The organism is Streptomyces sp. NPDC048002 (assembly GCF_040653275.1).
In the GTDB taxonomy this organism is placed as follows: Bacteria; Actinomycetota; Actinomycetes; order Streptomycetales; family Streptomycetaceae; genus Streptomyces.
The window spans coordinates 136,939-154,637 of record NZ_JBEZNL010000011.1 but is presented as its reverse complement, the minus strand read 5'-3'; the positions used below and the strand labels follow the sequence as shown (position 1 = coordinate 154,637).

Annotated in this window: 11 protein-coding genes and 1 pseudogene; 3 read left to right on the top strand and 9 right to left on the bottom strand. The window is 74.4% G+C overall.

Annotated features, from left to right (window positions below; all coding sequences use genetic code 11):
• The 4 genes from AB0E07_RS17060 to AB0E07_RS17045 all read right to left on the bottom strand — a co-directional run bounded on the left by AB0E07_RS17060 (position 1) and on the right by AB0E07_RS17045 (position 4,207).
• Positions 1-2,223, bottom strand: coding sequence for an NHLP family bacteriocin export ABC transporter peptidase/permease/ATPase subunit (locus tag AB0E07_RS17060; RefSeq protein ID WP_362251789.1), 2,223 nt, complete (start codon positions 2,221-2,223; stop codon positions 1-3).
• A complete protein-coding gene (locus AB0E07_RS17055; RefSeq protein ID WP_362251786.1) occupies positions 2,220-3,026 on the bottom strand; it encodes an HlyD family efflux transporter periplasmic adaptor subunit in 807 nt (268 codons plus the stop codon). The genes AB0E07_RS17060 and AB0E07_RS17055 overlap by 4 nt, the downstream gene beginning before the upstream one ends.
• A gap of 98 nt (positions 3,027-3,124) precedes the next feature.
• The gene (locus AB0E07_RS17050; RefSeq protein ID WP_362251782.1) at positions 3,125-3,340 is read right to left on the bottom strand and encodes a type A2 lantipeptide; all 216 of its coding nucleotides are present in this window, start codon (positions 3,338-3,340) and stop codon (positions 3,125-3,127) included.
• Positions 3,341-3,793: 453 nt separating this feature from the next.
• Positions 3,794-4,207: a PaaI family thioesterase gene (locus AB0E07_RS17045; RefSeq protein ID WP_362251779.1), complete on the bottom strand. Its 414-nt coding sequence runs from the start codon at positions 4,205-4,207 to the stop codon at positions 3,794-3,796.
• Between the two features lie 185 nt (positions 4,208-4,392).
• Between AB0E07_RS17045 and AB0E07_RS17040 the strand changes: the two genes are divergently transcribed.
• Positions 4,393-5,697 (top strand): S1 family peptidase, encoded by a 1,305-nt coding sequence (locus AB0E07_RS17040; RefSeq protein ID WP_362251776.1) that lies wholly within the window; start codon positions 4,393-4,395, stop codon positions 5,695-5,697.
• A 92-nt stretch (positions 5,698-5,789) separates the two neighbouring features.
• On the opposite strand, the gene AB0E07_RS17035 is transcribed toward AB0E07_RS17040, so the two are convergent.
• Complete coding sequence (locus tag AB0E07_RS17035) at positions 5,790-7,937, bottom strand: SpoIIE family protein phosphatase (RefSeq protein WP_362251773.1); 2,148 nt, start codon at positions 7,935-7,937, stop codon at positions 5,790-5,792.
• A gap of 260 nt (positions 7,938-8,197) precedes the next feature.
• Between AB0E07_RS17035 and AB0E07_RS17030 the strand changes: the two genes are divergently transcribed.
• On the top strand, positions 8,198-8,806 hold the full coding sequence (locus AB0E07_RS17030) for a response regulator transcription factor (RefSeq protein ID WP_362251771.1): 609 nt from the start codon (positions 8,198-8,200) through the stop codon (positions 8,804-8,806).
• A 240-nt stretch (positions 8,807-9,046) separates the two neighbouring features.
• On the opposite strand, the pseudogene AB0E07_RS17025 reads toward AB0E07_RS17030, so the two are convergent.
• The 4 genes and pseudogenes from AB0E07_RS17025 to lanKC all read right to left on the bottom strand — a co-directional run.
• Positions 9,047-9,586, bottom strand: a pseudogene (locus tag AB0E07_RS17025) (ATP-binding cassette domain-containing protein); the annotation flags it as partial.
• 911 nt (positions 9,587-10,497) lie between these two features.
• Complete coding sequence (locus AB0E07_RS17020) at positions 10,498-12,189, bottom strand: ABC transporter ATP-binding protein (RefSeq protein ID WP_362251768.1); 1,692 nt, start codon at positions 12,187-12,189, stop codon at positions 10,498-10,500.
• 79 nt (positions 12,190-12,268) lie between these two features.
• The gene (locus AB0E07_RS17015) at positions 12,269-12,382 is read right to left on the bottom strand and encodes a SapB/AmfS family lanthipeptide (RefSeq protein WP_362251766.1); all 114 of its coding nucleotides are present in this window, start codon (positions 12,380-12,382) and stop codon (positions 12,269-12,271) included.
• A gap of 61 nt (positions 12,383-12,443) precedes the next feature.
• Complete coding sequence (lanKC, locus tag AB0E07_RS17010) at positions 12,444-15,038, bottom strand: class III lanthionine synthetase LanKC (protein WP_362251763.1); 2,595 nt, start codon at positions 15,036-15,038, stop codon at positions 12,444-12,446.
• A gap of 205 nt (positions 15,039-15,243) precedes the next feature.
• On the opposite strand from lanKC, the gene AB0E07_RS17005 reads away from it, so the two are divergent.
• Positions 15,244-17,697: a SpoIIE family protein phosphatase gene (locus tag AB0E07_RS17005; protein WP_362251760.1), complete on the top strand. Its 2,454-nt coding sequence runs from the start codon at positions 15,244-15,246 to the stop codon at positions 17,695-17,697.
• Positions 17,698-17,699 lie beyond the last annotated feature (2 nt).

Below are 17,699 nucleotides of genomic sequence, written 5' to 3'. Positions count from 1 at the left end.
TCACCGCTCCCTGACCAGCGCCGCGTACGCGCCGCCGCGCGCGACGAGTTCCTCGTGCCGGCCCCGCTCCACGACCGAGCCGTGCTCCAGTACGACGATCTCGTCGCTGTCGCGGACGGTGCTCAGCCGGTGCGCGATGACCACACAGGCGCAGCCGCGCCGGCGCAGGTTGTCCATGACGACGAGTTCGGTCTCCGCGTCCAGCGCGCTGGTCACCTCGTCGAGCACGAGGATGGACGGCCTGCGCACCAACGCCCGCGCGATCTCCAGGCGTTGACGCTGGCCGCCGGAGAAGTTGCGGCCGTCCTGCTCCACCCGGCTCCGGATCCCGCCGGGCCGGCGCATGATCGTGTCGTACAGGGCGGCGTCCCGCAGGGCCTCGGTCACCGCCTCGTCGGGGACGGAGGGGTCCCACAGCGCGATGTTGTCCCGGACCGTGCCCTCGAAGAGGAACACCTCCTGGTCGACGAAGGAGACGGAGGCCGCGAGGGCCCCGCGCGGAATGTCCTCCAGCCGCTGTCCGTCGATGCGGATCACGCCCTCCCAGGGCGTGTACAGACCGGAGATCATCCGGGACACGGTGGACTTGCCGCTGCCCGAGCCGCCGACCAGGGCGACCTGCTGCCCCGGCCCGACGGTCAGGTCGAAACCCGTCAACAGGGGCTTGTCCAGGGGGTTGTAGCCGAAGGCGATGTTCTGGAGCTCGACGTGTCCGTGCAGCCGGCGGGTGGAGTCGGCGCCGCCGGGACGGTCGTAGAGCGGGTCCGCGCGGAAGTTCTCCACGTCCTTGAGCCGGGCCACGTCCGCGGCGAAGTCCTGGATCCGGCCCGCCACGCCGTTGAGCCGGGTCAGCGGGGCGGTGAAGCGGGTCACCAGCGCCTGGAAGGCGACCAGCAGACCGACGGAGATGTGTCCCTCGACGGCCCGCATCCCGCCGATCCACAGGATCAGCGCGCTGTTCAGGGTCGCGAGCGTCGGCGCGACCACGCCCAGCCAGGCGCTCGGCACCCCGAGGCGCTGCTGCTCCTCCAGCGTGGTGGCGTGCTCCCCGGCCCACTTGCGGAAGTAGCCGTCCTCGCCGCCGGTCGCCTTCATCGTCTCGATCAACTGAAGCCCGGTGTAGGCGGTGTTGGTGAGCCGGGCGCTGTCCGCGCGCAGCTTGGCGGTACGGGTGGCGCGCAGCCGGATCACCACGCGCATCGCCACGATGTTCAGCAGCGCCACCCCGATGCCGACGACGGTGAGCTGCGGGTCGTAGGTGTAGAGCAGCAGCGCGTACAGGACGACGACCACCGCGTCCACGCCCGCCGCCGCGAGATCGCGGGCCAGGGTCTCGGCGACCGCGTCGTTGGACTGGAGCCGCTGGACCAGGTCGGCGGGGCTGCGCTGGGAGAAGAAGGTGACCGGGAGCCGCAGCAGGTGCCGCAGGAAGCGGGCGCTGGAGAGGGTGGAGGAGATGAGCCGGCCGCGCAGCAGGTTCGCCTGCTGCAACCAGGTCAGCACGACCGTGAGCAGCACCGACGCGCCCATCGACGCGAACAGCACGCCCAGCAGGGAGGTCTGACCGCCGATCAGGAACGTGTCGATGTAGGTGCGGCTGAGCGCGGGCACCGCCGCGCCGACCAGCACCAGCAGCAGGCTCGCCAGCACCGCGGCGGGCATCGTGCCCGAAGTGCCGCGCAGCCGGGCCGGCATGGCGCCGAGCACGCCCGGTCTGCGCCCGCCCCGGCTGAACCCCTCGCCGGGCTCCATCACCAGCACCACACCGGTGAAGCTGCCGTCGAAGTCCTCCATCGGCACGAAGCGGCGGCCCTTGCCGGGGTCGTTGACGTACACCCCGCGGCGGCCGAGGCGGCGCCCCATGCCGTCGTAGACGACGTAGTGGTTGAACTCCCAGAAGAGCACGGCCGGGGTCCGCACCCCGGCGAGGGCGGCCGTGTCCATCTGCATGCCCTTGGCCGTCAGACCGTAACTGCGGGCCGCCTTCAGGAGGTTGCTGGCGCGCGAGCCGTCCCGGGAGACACCGCACGCGATGCGCAGCTCCTCCAGCGGGACGTGGCGGCCGTAGTGGCCGAGGACCATGGCGAGGGAGGCGGCGCCGCACTCGACGGCCTCCATCTGCAGGACGGTGGGAGTACGGACGGTCTTCGCGCCGCCCTTGGGCACCGGGCGCTTCGGCGGCGCGGTGCGGCGCCGGCTCCGGGTCTCCGGCGCGGCGCTCATGGCAGCAGCCAGTCGACGGGGCGCTCGTCGCTCAGACGGACCGAGGCCTCGGCCAGGGTCATGGAGGTGAGGGCGAAGGGCGGACCGTCGGCGGACGACCACCGGTAGCCGCTCTTCGTGCCCCGGGACCTGTCCAGCCGCACCAGCACCGCGACCGGCCTGCCGTCCTCGGTGAACTGTTCGCCCAACTGGCTGTCCCCGAGGAAGGCGCCGATGGACCGGGCGGACTGGGCGCCTCGGTCCACCGACTTCACATGGCCGCGCAGCACGCCGTACTCCTCGGTGGGCACCGACTGGACGGTGAGGTCGACGGCGGCGTTCTCGGGGATGGCGGCCGCGTTCTGAGCGGGCACGTACACCGTCGCGTACAGCGGGTCCGAGGCGCGCGTCACCTTCTCCACGGCGGCGACGTCCGCGCCGGTGGAGATGATCTGGCCGATGGTGGCGGCGAGCGCGGTGACCCGTCCCGCGGCGACCGTCCGCACCACCGTCTCGCCCTCGGCCGTACGGACCTTCAGGAGGGGGGAGTCGGCGGGCAGCCGCTGCCCCTGCTCGGCGAGGACCGCCGTGACCTGCCCGGCGACCGGGCTCTGGAGGACGTAACTGCCCTGTCCGTGGGTGAGGATGGCGGGCGCGCCGACGGTGGAGGCCACCGAACCGGTCACCGCCCACACCGAGGCCGCCGCCATGACGACGACCGTCACGGACAGCGTGAGCCAGCCCTGGGGGCGGGCGAACCGCACCGGGAGATCGAGCTCCTCCGGTGACTGGAGCCTGTTGAGGGCCTGTTGGCGGAACTGCAAGGGTCGACCCTCACCTGTGCGGGGAAGCCGGTACGGAATCCGAGGAGTCCCGGAGCCGGGAACCGGCTCCGGGACTCGACATCACAGAAAGGGCGCGGTCAGAGACCGGCGACCAGGTTCGTGACCGGGGCGGTGTTCAGGCCGGTGACACCCTCGACGGTGCCGACGGCCGTGTCCACCAGGCCGGAGACCGGGGCGATCCCGTCCACCAGGCCGGTGACGGTGCCGAGGGCGTTCACGGCGAGGCCGCCGGAGACGTTGTCCAGCTCGGCGTCGGAGATCTCGACGGTCTCAACCTGGGGGGTGGAGTTCATGATGGAACTTCCCTTCGTATGGGTATTTCTCAAGGGGGAGAGCGGCCCCCTCCGGTACAGACGGATGCCGCGACCGCGGGCGCCCGGCGCCCGTCTCCGGGTGCCGTGTGCGGCCCCCGCGGTGCCATGGATCAAAGCACGCGGCGAGCGCGCGCTTCCAATCAATCGCCGCCCCCACCTGCGCACTTGTGCCGCTGAAGCGGTCTTCGGTGCAGGCGCGCACACGCCTTGCCGGTGACTTCTTCACATGCCTCACGGCATCGGCCCACGCCCGCTCTTGCGGGGCGCGGGCCGAATGCGACACTCCCGCCCCAATGGTGTGACCGGCGGTAGCGGCTTGTGTGGGAGTGCGGTCCGGGGTGACCTGCTCGGGCATGCCCTGTGCAGATTCCCTGAAGCCGGGATTCCGGTCCCGGGGTGCAACGGAACGTGTCCGGACGACTCCGCAGGGTGTTAGCCCAGAAGTGCGTAGACCGTGCTCGCGTGGGCCGCGATCTCACCCGTGCCGCCGTCGGTCACCGTGATGTCGGTGAACGCCGTCCGGCGGCCCAGCTTGGTGACGACCGCCTCGATCAGGACATCCGAACCGGACACCGCCCGCTGGAAGGTGGTCGACTGCTGAACGGTCGTCATCGGTCCGTAGCCCCCGCGGGCCGCCGACACCGCGATCACCGTGGCGGTGTCCGCGGCCGCCATCAGGGCCTGGCCCGACAGCGCGCCCCCCTCCCGGGCCAGCCGCTCCGACCAGGGCAGCCGCAGGACGGCGCGGTGCTCGTCCAGGCCCTCCACGGTGAGACCCAGTTCGAGGACCCAGGGGGCGAAGTTGTCGGCGAGGATCTTGTCGGCTTCAGCGGTGGTCATCGTCATGGGGGGATTGTCCCCACCCCCGTCACCGGAACCCCGCTGCTGGCCGAATCGGCGTTTCGATCCGCGCGCCAGCAAACGGAATTGAACACACCGAGCGCCGCGCGCGTACCAGTGACCATCCAGGCGCCCCGAACAGCCGCCGCACGCACGGCGGCACGGTCCCCGTCCCCAGGAGGTCGAGAAGGTTGAGTCACAAGCGAATGCCGAAGCGCAAGGCCGCGATAGCGGCGGGCGGTGTGGCGGCGCTCGGCGCCGCCGCGATCCTGCTGCCCAACGCCAACGCGTCCCAGGACGGCGCCTCGGACGACGCCGCGGCGCCCAGGACCCTGAAGGCGGCGGACGCCTCGGACCTCGCCTCACAGCTCGCCGGTCTGCTCGGCGAGGCCTTCGCCGGCTCGTACTACGACGCCGGCAGCCAGCAGCTCGTCGTCAACGTGATCTCCGGTGACAACAACAACGTCATCGTGCAGGCGAAGAAGGCGGGCGCGAAGGTCCGCGAGGTGGAGAACAGCCTGCCCGCGCTCGCCGCCGGCGCGCAGACCCTGAAGTCCGAGGCGACCATCCCCGGCACCGCCTGGGCCGTGGACCCCCGGACGAACAAGATCCTGGTCACCGCCGACAGCACCGTCACCGGCGCCAAGTGGGACCAGCTGGAGTCGACCGTGGACAGCCTCGGTTCCGGCATGGCGACCATCAGGAAGTCCGAGGGCACCTTCAAGACGTTCCTCTCCGGCGGCGACGCCATCTTCGCCGGGGGCGCCCGCTGCTCCGCCGGTTTCAACGTCACCGCCGGCGACGGCAGCCCGGCCTTCCTGACGGCGGGTCACTGCGGGGTGGCCGCGGAACAGTGGTCCGACGCCCAGGGCGGCGCCCCGATCGCCACCGTCGACCAGGCCACCTTCCCCGGCGAGGGCGACTTCGCACTCGTGAAGTACGACGACCCCGCCACCGAGGCGCCGAGCGACGTCAACGTGGGCGGCGGCCAGATCGTCCCGATCAACCAGGCCGCCGAGGCGACGGTCGGCCTCCAGGTCTTCCGGATGGGCAGCACGACCGGGCTGAGCGACGGTCAGGTCCTCGGTCTCGACGCCACCGTGAACTACCCCGAGGGCACGGTCACCGGGCTCATCCAGACCAACGTCTGCGCCGAGCCCGGCGACAGCGGCGGCTCGCTGTTCACCCAGGACGGCCAGGCCATCGGCCTGACCTCCGGCGGCAGCGGCGACTGCACGGTGGGCGGCGAGACCTTCTTCCAGCCGGTCACGACCGCGCTGGAAGCGGTCGGCGCGACCCTGGGCGCGGGCGACGCGGCGGGCGGCGCCGGCGAGGAGGCCGGTGCGGGCGAGGAAGCCGGTGAAGAGGCCGGCGTCGGTGAGGAGGTCGGCGGTGAGGAAGCCGGAGCCGAGGAGGTCGGCGGCGAGGACGCGGGCGCCGGCCAGGACGCCGGCGTGGGTGCCGGGGACGAGTACGGCGTGACCGAGTCGCACTGACCTGACCCCACGCGTCCCCACGCGTCCCCACAGTCCGGGTGACCGGCCCTTCGGCGGGAGGGCCGGTCATCCCTGTCCGTGCACGCGCCGGTTCACTCCTCGGCGCGCAGCAGCAGCACCGCCACGTCGTCGATCCGCCCGCCGGGCCTGGTACCGGACTCCACCAGGCGGTCCGCCAGGTCGTCCAGGGGCAGATGCCCCCACTCCGCCAGCACCTCGCCGAGGTCGGCGACCGCGTCCTCGATGTCGGTGCCCGGCGACTCGATCAGCCCGTCGGTGTACAGGGCCAGCACCGAGCCGGGCGCCAGGTCGACCTCCGTCGTCTGGTAGACCGCGGACGCGTCGATGCCCAGCAGCGGCCCCCCGGCCAGGTCGAGCACCCGCACCCGCCCGTCCGGTCGTTTCAGCAGCGGCGGCGGATGGCCCGCCCGGGCCATCACCGCACGGCCGCGGTCCGGGTCCAGCCGCAGATACAGACAGCTCGCGAACAGATCGGCCCCCAGGTCGATGAGCAGCTGGTTGGTGCTGCCCATCACCTCCCCGGGCGGCTGCCCGACCGTCGTGTACGCGCGCACCGCCGTACGGATCTGGCCCATCAGGCCCGCGGCCGTCACATTGTGGCCCTGCACGTCCCCGATGACCGCCGCAGCCTGGCCCCGCGCCGGGACCAGGTCGTAGAAGTCCCCGCCGATCTCCATGCCCTGAGTGGCCGGCAGATAGCGGGCCGCCGCCTCGATGCCGGGCAGCGGCGGCAGGGTGTTCGGCAGCAGCGCCGCCTGGAGACCGTGGGCGAGATGGTGCTTGGCGTCGTAGAGAAGGGCCCGTTCCAGCGCCTGGGCGACCAGACCGCCGAGGCTCGTCAGCACCGCCCGCTCGTCCGCGGGGAAGCCGTGCGGACGGTCGAAGGCCAGCACGAGGGTGCCCACCGGCCGGCCGGAGGCGATGAGCGGTAGATACGCCCAGGCCGCGAAGCCGTCCGGGGTGGCCTCGCGGGCCGGATAGAGGCGTTCCAACTGCTGCCGGTCCTCGAAGAAGGCCGGCACCCCCGTGGTCAGCACATGGTTGCCCGGGGTCTTCTCGCCGCGCGCCATCCCGTCGAACCGCTCCACCACCCGCGGGTCGGGATAGCCGCGGTGGCCCAGCACCCGCAGCCGGTCCGCGCGCGGGGCGAACACCACCAGGGCCTGGCTGCCGACGGCCGGCGCGATCTCGTCCGCCACCAGCTGCACGACGTCCTGCACGCTCACCGCCTCCGTGAGGGCGCCGGTCAGATTGAGGACCTGGGAGATCGTCACCAGCCGGGACGGCGTCGCCCCGGCCGGCCGGGGCGAGCGGTTCATCTCGGCCACCGCCCTGGCCCGCGTGATGCGGACGCTCAGGCCGGTCGTGCTGGGGTACAGCCGGAACGACAGCCAGTCGCCCGGGGGGCGCAGCGCCACGAAGGACGTGGTCTGCTGGCTCATCAGCGCGGCCCGGTAGCGGTCCTCGTACACCGGGTCGTTCAGCCAGGGCACCGACGCCCACAGCTGGGTGCCGAGCAGCTCGCTCACCGGTACGCCGATCAGCTCGGCGGCCGCGGGGTTGGCGAAGGCGATCCGGCCGTGCAGATCGAGCGAGCACATGCCGTACGGCAGCCGCGCCACCATCCGCGCCGACTCCACCGTGCCGAGCGTGCCGGCCGCGCCGGACAGGGTGGGCGCCGCGATCAGGTCGTGCTCGGGCAGCAGCGGGACGCTGTCCTCCAGCGCTCGGGCCAGCCGGGCGGCGAGCCGTTCGCAGGCGGCGGTCAGATGGGTGCGCTCCCGCGCCGACAGCTCCGGCGGGTGCGAGCCGGGCCAGGTCACGAAGACCGCGCCGTACGTGGTGGAGTCGGTGGCCACCGGCAGCGCCGCCAGGGCGAAGGGGTACGGCAGGACGACGGCGATCCGCGGATACCTGCGGGCCATCTCCTCCTCGCCGCCGATCCACACCAGGCGCCGTTCGCGTGCCGCGTCGGCGACCGGGATCGGCGCGCTCAGCCCCACCCGCTCCCAGGGGGCGGCGAAGGCCCGGGGCAGCCCCGCCATCACCGCCATCTCCAGCACCGGCTCCTGCGCGGCGCGCAGGTAGACGGCGCCGGAGTGCGCGTGCACGTCGTCCATCATCGACGCCAGGGCGAGCGACAGCAGCGGGCGGCCGACGCGGGTCCTGCCCGTCGCGGGCGCCTGGGCGGACGGTTGCCCGTCGGACACGCCGACCACCTCCTCGTACGGCCGGGTGACGGCTCCCAGAGGCCAAGTCTCCCCGGCGGCCGCAGGACGCGCACGGCGAGCGCGCCCCTTACCCCGCCCCGCTCCCGTCATGCAGCGGCAGTGGATGCGCGCGTGGGGCGTCCGGCGCGGGCCGTGCGCCCCTCGCGCATCCCGTTGGCCGGTTCGCCGTGCCCGGGGACGGGCGCGGGCACCAACAATGGAAACCGTGCTCAGCACCGGCGACCGGCGGGCGGGCAGAAGGGGCGGCAGTGATCCGGGTGCTTCTGGTGTACGACGCCTGTCTGGTGCGGGCGGTCCTGGCGGACTGGCTGTGCCGCGAACCCGACCTGACGGTGTTCGACAGCGCCTGGCGCGGCGCGCCCGCGCGGGTGCGGTCCCTGCGGCCGGACGTCTGCGCCGCCGACCTGGAGTGCTCGGACACCTACGGCATCCCGCCGCTCGGTGAGCTGTGCGCCCGGGGCACGGGCCAGGCCCCGCCGGGGCTGCTGGTGCTGGCCGGCACGAACCGGCCCGGCCTGCTGAAACGGGCGGTGGAGGTCGGCGCCCTCGGCTTCGTGGACCGGGAGGGCTCGCCGGAGGACCTGCTGCGGGGCATCCGCCGCGTCGCCCAGGGGCAGCGCTTCGTCAACGACTCCCTGGGCTTCGGCTTCCTCAGGGCCGCCGAGATGCCGCTGACCCGGCGCGAGCTGAGCGTGCTGTCACTCGCCGCCGAGGGCGCCTCCGTCGCCGAGATCGCCGGGAGCCTGCACCTGTCCCACGGGACGGTGCGCAACTACATGGCGGCCATCACCCGCAAGACCGGCGCCCGCAACCGGATCGACGCGATCCGGATCTCCCAGGGCGAGGGCTGGCTCTGAGCGCGGGGCGGGCAGGGGCGCCCACTCCCCGGCCAGGGCGCGGTACGGAGCGGAGCCGCGCAGCAGCTCGGCATGGGTGCCGAGGGCGGTGTCCCGCCCGTCGAGGACGAGGACCAGGTCCGCCCTGGCGGCCGAGCTGAGGCGGTGGGCCACCACCACCAGGGTGGAGCCGGGCCGGGCCGCGAAGGCCAGCTCGGCCCGCTCCTCGGCCGCCGCGTCCAGATGGCAGGTCGCCTCGTCGAGCACGACGAGGGGGGCGGGCGAGAGATGGGCGCGGGCCAGGGCGAGCAGTTGCCGTTCGCCGGCGGAGAGGGCCGCCGGGTCCACGCGGGCGGTGAGACCGCCGAGCCGGTCCAGCAGCGGTGCCGCCCCGACGGCCGCCGCCGAGGCCAGCAGCTCCGCCTCGGGCACAGGTCCGGGCCGCAGCAGGGAGAGGTTCTCGGCGACGGTCGCGCCGAAGACGTACGCCTCCTGGGGGATGAGCACCCGCAGGGCCGCGCCGCACGGCCCGGCCGCCGGGTGCCCGTGCACCAGGACCGTCCCGCGCCGGGGCTCCAGCAGCCCGGCGACCAGCGCGGTGAGCGTGGACTTCCCGATGCCGCTCGGGCCCACGACCGCCAGATGCGCGCCCGGAACCAGAGTGAGGTCGAGGTCCTCGACGACCGGGGCGCTGTGCGGACCGTAGGCGAAGGTGAGCCCCGACAGGCCGAGCGCGGGAGCACCGGCCCGGGGAGCGGGGGCCGCGGGCGGCGCGTCGGGGCCGGGGGCGGCCTCGCGCACCAGCCGCCGCACCACCACGGCCAGCCGCGATCCGCTCGTGCCCAGGCCGTGCACCAGGTTGCTCAGGGCGGGCAGCAGGGACTGGGTGACATAGGCGAGCGCGCCGACCAGGGCGCCCGCGGTGACGCCCCGGTCGAGCAGCCAGGGCGCCGCGGCGAGCAGCAGCACGATCGGCAGCTGACCGCCGAGGGCGAGCGCGGCCACCCGCAGCACGCTCCAGCGGGCCAGGGAGAGGGACGTCCGCAGTCCGGCGGCGATCCGTTCGTCCGTCGCGTCGGCGGTCTGCCGTTCCGCCCCGGCGGCGGTGATGTCGCGCAGCCCGGGACAGACCGAGCCCAGGTGGTCCGCCAGCGCCTCGTCGGTCTCCAGGAACGCCTCCTGCCGGCGGGCCAGGGGACGCAGGCCCGCCGTGAACAGCCCCACCCCGGCGAGCAGACACGGCCCCACCACCAGCAGCAGGAGCGGGTCGAGCGAGAACAGCCCGACGAGCGCGCCGACGGTGGTGAACACGAAGGAGCGCGACACCAGGACCAGCCCGGCGAAGGTGTCGCGGGCGATCTCCACCTGCTGCGTCAGCCCGGACAGAGCCCCGCCGTCCGCCTCCCGCACCCCGCGCGCCACCACGCGCCGTACCAGCCCGTCCCGCAGCGGCTCCACCAGTTCGGCCACCGCCGCGTACACCCGGCCGGTACCGAAGGCCCCGGCGAGCACCCCGAGACCGGCGACCGCGAGCCAGATCAGGCCCACGCCGGGCCGCTCGGCCAGGAAGCCCTCGTCCAGGGCCCGCGCGGGCGCGTACCCGGTCAGGAAGGTCTGTGCCGTCTCCAGCACCGACCAGCACCCCAGCCGCAGGAGCACCCGCCACCGGGCCCGCAGGAAGGCGGCCCCGGACCGCGCCAGACGCACCTTCGTCACGACGGCTCCCCGGCCTCGGCGAAGACCGCCCGGTAGGCCGGATCGCGCCACAGCCGCGTGTGCGGTCCCACCGCCCGGATCCGCCCGCCGTCCAGCCAGGCGACGGTGTCCGCGCGGGACGCGGTGACCGCGCGACGGGCGACCAGCAGCCGGGTCCCACCGTCGCCCTTCCCCAGCAGCGCGCCCGTGATCCGTGCCTCGGTCACGGTGTCGAGGCTGGAGAGGGCGTCGTCCAGGATCAGCAGCCGGCCGCCGTGGGCGAACGCCCGGGCCAGTCCCAGCCGCTGCGCCTCGCCGCCCGAGGTCGGGGTGTCCGCGAGCGCGGTGGCGTAGCCCTGGGGCAGCCGGCGCACGAAGTCGTCCGCGTGGGCCCGTACCGCCGCCTCGCGGACCCGGGCGGGGGAGGGGGCGGCGAGGCCGAGGGCGAGGGTGTCGCCGACGGTCCCGCCGAGCAGGGCGGGGCGTTCGAACGCGTAGCCGACGGACCGGCGCAGCGCGTCGTGGCTCAGCTCGCGCAGGGGCACGCCGTCCAGCAGCACCTCCCCGGCGTCCGGATCGGCCAGCCGGCCCGCGACCGCCGCGAGCAGGGACTTGCCGGAGCCGGACCGGCCCACCAGGGCGAGGGCGGTCCCGGCCGGGACGACGAGGTCGATCCCGTCGAGCACGGTCCGGTCGTCCCTGCGCACCGTCACGCCGCGCAGCTCCAGCCGGCCCGCTCCGGCCGGCAGCGGGGTCCGGCCGTGGGCGGTGGCGGGTTCGGCCAGCACCTCGCCGAGCCGCCCGGCCGCCGCACGCGCGCGGGCGAGACCCGACAGCTGGGCCACCAGCATCCCGACGCCGGTGGCGAGCATCGCGTACCGGGAGGCGGCGAGCATCTCGCCGACCGTCAGCCGGTGCCGGGCGAGCAGCACACCGGCCACGGCCAGCACGGCGAGCTGGAGCAGCGGGGCGACGGCGACGGCCTGCGCGGCCGCCCGCCCCTGCACCAACCACATCCGCCGTCCGGCCGCGGACAGTTCGGGCAGCGGCGCCAAAATCCGCTCGGTCTCCTGCCGGGCCAGGCCGGCCGCGGTGATGGTGCGGCTGCCCCCGACGGCCTCCGCGAGGGCGGCCGCGATCCGGCCCTGCACCCGCTGGTAGTGCGTCACGCACGCGGTGGTGTCGCGGCTCAGGGCGCGCAGCAGCAGGGCGAGGACGGGCGCCCCGGCCAGCAGCACCGCCGCGAGCCACGGGTCGATCAGGGCCAGGGCGAGGGTTCCGCCGGCCGGACCGGCGAGGGAGGCGATCAGGGCCGCGCGGGCGGCGGGGGCGGTGCCCGCCTGGGCGGCGTTGCCGACGAGACGGGCCACCAGGTCACCGGGGCCGAAGCGGGCGGCGGCCCGGGGGCCGACGGCCAGCACATGTCCGGTGAGCCGCTGGCGCAGCCAGGCCGTGGTGCGGGCGTCGACGGTGCCGGTGAGCACGGTCTCGCAGGCGTCGAGCAGGACGACGAGCAGGACGAGCGCGGCGCAGTACAGCACCCAGCGGGTCGCCGGGGCACCGGCGAGCAGCAGGTCCAGGGCGCGGCCCAGCGCCGCGGGCAGCAGCAGAGCGGCGCCGGTCGCGGCCGTGCCCAGCAGGCACAGGGCGGCCCAGCGGAAGGGGGCCGGACCGAGACGCCCGGGCAGCGCGTTCCTGTCCTCTGCCATAACGCCCCTCGGTGCGCGGGACTCCGGGCCGCCCTCCCGCCAGGGCGGGCGACCCGGAGCCGTGGATCAACGGTGCCGGTCAGAGACAGAGCGTGATGCTGGCCGCGCTCACGCAGGAGAGCAGGCTCAGGGTGCTCTGGGCGCCGGTGAACTGCTCTTCGGTCTCCAGCGCCTGCAGGTCGAGAAGGGCCATGTCGTCTTCCTTTCGTCGGCGTCGTCCACGGGTGTGGGGACGGGGTGGCGCCACGGTTCCGTCAGGTCGCGGAACCGTGCTCTGGGGGCCGCCCGAGCGGCGGCAGGAACGGCAGGTGTGCTCCGGGCCGGGCGCCGTGGGCGCCGGCCAGCGCGAGCAGACATCCCGCCGTTCCGGTGGCGAGGTCCATGGAGAGCCGCATCATCTGGTGCCCGGGGAAGGCCAGGTGCCCCTGGTAGGACATGGCGAGCCAGCCGAGCCCGGCGATCTGCCCGGCCAGCCGGGGATCCTCGGTGCGGGCGAGGTGCAGGATCAGTCCGGCGCGGCCTTGGAAGAGGCCGGGCTGGACGTAGAAGCGACAGGTGGCGGCGGTCAGGATGCCGGTCCGGGCCGGCCCGAACTCGGCCGCCGCGTCGGGATCCAGAGCGAGCAGGTCGTCCAGCACCGTCCCGATGCCCGCGCTGCCGTCGCCGAGGTAGGGCAGGGTGCGCCAGCCCTCGTCGACCTCCACGGCGCCGTTCGCGTGGACCGCGCAGCACTCCAGGTCCCGGCGCAGCGCCGCACGGGCGGCGGCCAGCAGCGCCGGGTCCCCGGTCCGCTGGAACTGCCGGAGCAGGAACAGCGCGGGACCGCTCGCTCCGCGCAGCAGCCCGGCCCGGCGCCGCCGGGGCGCCTCGGGCTCCGGTTCGGCGAGCCGCCGTACGACGATGTCGGCGGCCTCGGCGGCCCGGTCCCGCAGCTCCGGCTCACCGGTGCGGTCCGCCAGATCGCCGAGGACGAGACCGAGTCCGGCCAGTCCGCCGCGCAGGTCGGAGGAGAGCTTCTGCCACCGCTCGGCGAGGATCGCCCCGACCAGGTCGAGGGCGCGTTGCCGGTGCCCGAGCCGGTCCAGGACGTGGGCCACGCCCGCGAGGCCGTCGTAGAGCCCGAGCGGAGTGCCGGCCGGTACCGGGGCGGTGCGGTCCAGGAGCCACCGTTCGCCCTCCTCGTAGCGCTCGGCGCCGACGGCGTCCAGGGCGTACAGCACACCCGCGGCGCCGTGCGCGAGGCCGAGTCCGCCGCCGTCGGAGAACTGCGCGATGTCACCGGGGAACAGCCGGTCCCGGCGCTCCGGGGTGGCCGAGGCGAGGATCGCCCTGATCATGGAGCCGCGGCTGTGCGGCCAGTCGCCCGGCTCCACGAAGGAGGGCGCGACGTACGAGGCCGTCGGCCGCGCGTCGTCCCGGGTGATCTCCGCCACCGCCTCGTCGAGGAACTCCCGCGGCACGTCCGGGAACTGACCGGCGATCACCTCGGCGAGGTGGGCCGCCTTGCCGCGGTCCACCACGAACAGGGTGGTGACCGGCAGGAACAGCGCCAGCCGCAGACAGGCCAGCGCGTACAGGTCGACGTCGGTGCCCCTGCGGTCGGGCGGCGCGAAGAAGCCGGGGTGGGCGACCACCTGGCGGCCCCGCTCCTCGGCGGGCGCGGCGGCCTCGAAGTCGAGCAGGGAGACCGTCTCCTCGTCGGGCGCGACCATGATGTTGAAGACGTGCAGGTCGTGGAAGGCGATGCCGCGCTCGTGCACGGTGCGCACCGCCCGCTCCACCCGCGCGTGGATCCGCAGCGCCCACGCCGTGTAGTCGGCCACCGCCGCCGCGTCGGGGTCGGGGGTGAGCAGGGGGTGCCGTTCGGCGAGCAGGGAGTTGAGCGGTCGGCCCGCCACGAAGTCCATCACCAGGAAGCGGTGGTCGCCCAGCAGGAACCAGTCCCGCACCTCGGGCGCCACACCGGTCCCCGCCAGCCGCTCCAGCGCCCCCCTCTCCCGCTCCAGCCGGGCGATCGCGTCCGCCCCGTCGGCGGCCAGCCCCGCGTGCGGCCGGCCCTCCTTCAGCACGACCCGGCGCCCGTCGCGGGAGTCGGTGCCCGCGTACACCCCGCCGCCGTTGGAGAAGTGCAGCGCCTTCTCGATCCGGTACGGCAGTTCGCCCACCGTCGTGGTGTTCCGCGCCGCCAGCTGCGCCTGGAGGAACTCCGGCAGCGTCACCCACTCCGGTACCCGGAACGAGGGCTCCCGCCGGTCCGGCACCAGGCGCCCCTCGCCGTCCCGCACGGCCGGCACCAGCGTGCCCCGCTCGTCGACGACGAAGGTGCGCGCGAAGGCGCCGTAGCGGACGTAGAGGGGACCGTCCTGCCAGCGCAGATCGGTGAGGATGTACGGGCCATCGAACCCCTTGAGGAGGTCGCCCAGCTCATCGAGGACGGTGTGCAGCTGCTCCTCGTCGGCCGGGTAGAGGGTGACGAACTTGCCGCTGCTGTCGCGGGCCGCGTACTTCGTGTTGCGCAGGTGCAGCAGATGCGGACCCGGCACGAACTTGAACGGGATGCGCCGGGGCACGCAGTAGTCCCACACGATCGCGGCGATCTCCTCCGCGTTCGCCCGGGTGGCCGAGGCGTGGACCTTCCAGCCCTGGGCCGGACCGGGCACCGGTGCGCCGTCCGCCCCCAGCGGGGTCAGGTTCAGCCAGTCGCCGATCCGCGCCGTGGCCCACCCCTCGGGCACCGCCCGCCGCGCCGCCTCGAATACCGGCGTCGCGCCCCCGGCCTGCGACAGCCGGTCCGGCGTCTCGTAGAAGTGCCTGTCGGCGAGGGCGTACACCTCGTAGCGGTTGTCCATGCGACCCCCTTCGTGGACCGGTGACGAGCCTGTCAGCGGGCCGATGGTCACGGACAGACACGCCTGTCACCAGATCGCCGTGCAGAACGCATGCGTCAAGACTTGTTCGGACGGTTTCGAATCAGGGGGCGGGCTCCAGGTCTCCACCGGCACTCGACCGCAGGAACGGTCGCAAGGGCTGCGCGGATGTCCCATAAGCGCTGTAATGGCGAACGTGGGTGGTGAGGGCGCTGCGGGACGCAGACCAGGCAGGCGGCGCGCCGAGGACGCGCTGAACGCGGTCGCCGCCGACCCGGCGGCGCCCGACCGGATCCGCCGCATCCTCGAACAGGCGCTCGTCTTCGCGCGTGCGGCCCTGGCCGCCGTGTACACCCTCACCGAGGACGGCGAGCTGCTGTGCCTGGTGGAGTGGGCGGGCGCCCCCCGCGGCCCCTACGGGCTGCGGGACAGCTACGCCGCCACCGGCGGCTCCGTGATCGCCGACACCGCCCGTACCGGGCGCCCCGGCTGGCTCGGGCCGAAGGAGCTGACCGACCTGGCGCAGTCCCGGCGGGCCACGGCGGGCGACTTCCATCTGGCGGTGCTGCCCGCGCGGGCCGAGGACGGGGCCGGCTGCCTGGTCGCCGTGAGCGAGGCCCCGGACGGCTTCGACGCCGGGGACCGAGCCGTCCTGGAGCTGATCGCCCGCACCCTCGCCTACCCCGCCCCCGCCTCGCGCGCCGAGGGCGGCGAACTGCCGGCCGACGCCTTCAACCTCGCCATGGACACCGGCCGGGTCGACGTCGGCGACGGCATCCTGACGCTGTTCGGCCTCACGCCGAGCGAGTTCGACGGCAAGGTGGAGACCCTGCTGGGGCTGACGGTGCCGGAGGACCTGCCCTCCCTGATGTCGGTCGTCGAGGCCGACCACATGTCCCTCGGGGAACGCGAGCTGGAGTTCCGGGTGCTCCAGCCGACCGGCCCGCCCAAGTGGCTCAGACTGCGCGGCCGGCTGCTGCCCGGCGGCGAGGGGCACCAGACCCGGCTCGCCGGGACCGTCGCCGACGCCTCCACCCTGCGCTCCGACGTCACCGACGTCTCCCGCGTCCAGCGGCTGGCCGCCGACCTCGCCACCGCCGGCACCGTCCGGGACGTCAGCCAGGCCGTCGTCGCCGCGCTGCGCAAACCCCTGCGCGCCGACCGGATCGCCCTCGCCGAGCTGGAGAACGAACGGCTCGTCGTCACCGTCCTCGACCCGCCCACCCCCGAGTCCTGGCCCGAACTGTGGCGCTCCGAATGGCGCACCGAATGGCCCGACGCGCCGGTGCGGGCCATGCCCACCCTGGCCGCCGCCCTGCGCGAGGGCCGCGCCCAGATCTGGCCCGCCGACGCCTCGCTGGAGCCGGCCCTCGCCGAGGTCGGCCCCGGCGGCCTCGCGGTCCTGCCGCTGCCCGCGGGCGGCCGGATGGCGGGCGCCTGCCTCATCGGCTGGGACACCCCGCACCACTTCGGACCCGACGAACGCGCCCTGCTCACCGCCTCCGCCGGCCTGGCCGGGCAGGCCCTGATGCGCGCCCACGCCTTCGACGCCGAGCACGAACTGGTCGGCATGCTCCAGCGCCAGCTGCTGCCCCGCCGACTGCCCCGGCTGCCCGGTGCGGTCGCCGTCGCCCGCTACCTGCCGAGCACGGCCGGACTGGAACTGGGCGGCGACTGGTACGACGTCATCCCGCTGCCCGACAACCACGTGGCCCTCGTCATCGGCGACGTCCAGGGCCACAGCGCGGCCGCCGCGACCGTGATGGGCCAGATGCGCACCGCGCTGCGCGCCTACGCCGCCGAGGGGCACCCGCCCGACGTGGTGGTCAGCCACGCCAACCGACTGCTGATGGAACTGGAGACGGACCTCTTCGCCACCTGCGTCTACGTCGACGTCGACCTGGAGGAGGGCACCGCCTGGTGCGTCCGCGCCGGACACCTGCCACCGGTCCTGCGTCACCCGAACGGCGCAACGGACATCCCCGAGGTGGAGGGAGGCCCCCCGCTCGGCATCCTGACCCAGGCCGAGTTCCCGATGAGCCCGTTGCGGCTCCGGCCGGGCACCCTGCTCGCCCTGACCACCGACGGCCTGGTGGAGTCCGTGGAGGAGGACATCGACGTCGGCATGAACCGCCTGGCCCGCGACCTCGCCGACGCCGACCCCGCCCACCTCGGCCTGGTCGCCGACGCCCTGCTCGGCAGCGCCCGCCGCAGCGACGACGTCGCCCTGCTCCTGCTGCGCTACGACGGCATGGAGGTACGCCCGCGCCGGGAGAGCTGGACGGTGTGGCGGGTGCCGGAGGCGGTCGGCCACGCTCGCCGCTTCACCCGGCGGACGATGCGCTCCTGGGGCCTGACCGGCGACACGGACGCCGTCCTGCTGGTGGTCTCCGAACTCGTCACCAACGCCCTGGTGCACACCGAGGGCCCGGTGCGGCTCTACCTCACCCTCGTCAACGGCAGACTGCGGGTCGCCGTCGCGGACACCTCGCCCCGCAGCCCCGCCAAGCCGACCAGCATCAGCTGGGAGGCCACCGGCGGCCGCGGCATCCTGCTGGTCGAGTCCATGTCGGCGGCCTGGGGAACGCTCCCGGTCAGCGGCGGCAAACAGGTGTGGAGCGAGATCCCGCTGAACCACTGAGC

What these genes read in the sequence shown, in the direction of transcription:
- AB0E07_RS17015 (WP_362251766.1), bottom strand. Translation starts at nt 12,382, where the DNA reads ATGGCCCTTCTCGACCTGCAGGCGCTGGAGACCGAAGAGCAGTTCACC.
- AB0E07_RS17020 (WP_362251768.1), bottom strand. Translation starts at nt 12,189, where the DNA reads ATGGCAGAGGACAGGAACGCGCTGCCCGGGCGTCTCGGTCCGGCCCCC.
- AB0E07_RS17060 (WP_362251789.1), bottom strand. Translation starts at nt 2,223, where the DNA reads ATGAGCGCCGCGCCGGAGACCCGGAGCCGGCGCCGCACCGCGCCGCCG.
- AB0E07_RS17005 (WP_362251760.1), top strand. Translation starts at nt 15,244, where the DNA reads ATGGCGAACGTGGGTGGTGAGGGCGCTGCGGGACGCAGACCAGGCAGG.
- lanKC (WP_362251763.1), bottom strand. Translation starts at nt 15,038, where the DNA reads ATGGACAACCGCTACGAGGTGTACGCCCTCGCCGACAGGCACTTCTAC.
- AB0E07_RS17045 (WP_362251779.1), bottom strand. Translation starts at nt 4,207, where the DNA reads ATGACGATGACCACCGCTGAAGCCGACAAGATCCTCGCCGACAACTTC.
- AB0E07_RS17050 (WP_362251782.1), bottom strand. Translation starts at nt 3,340, where the DNA reads ATGAACTCCACCCCCCAGGTTGAGACCGTCGAGATCTCCGACGCCGAG.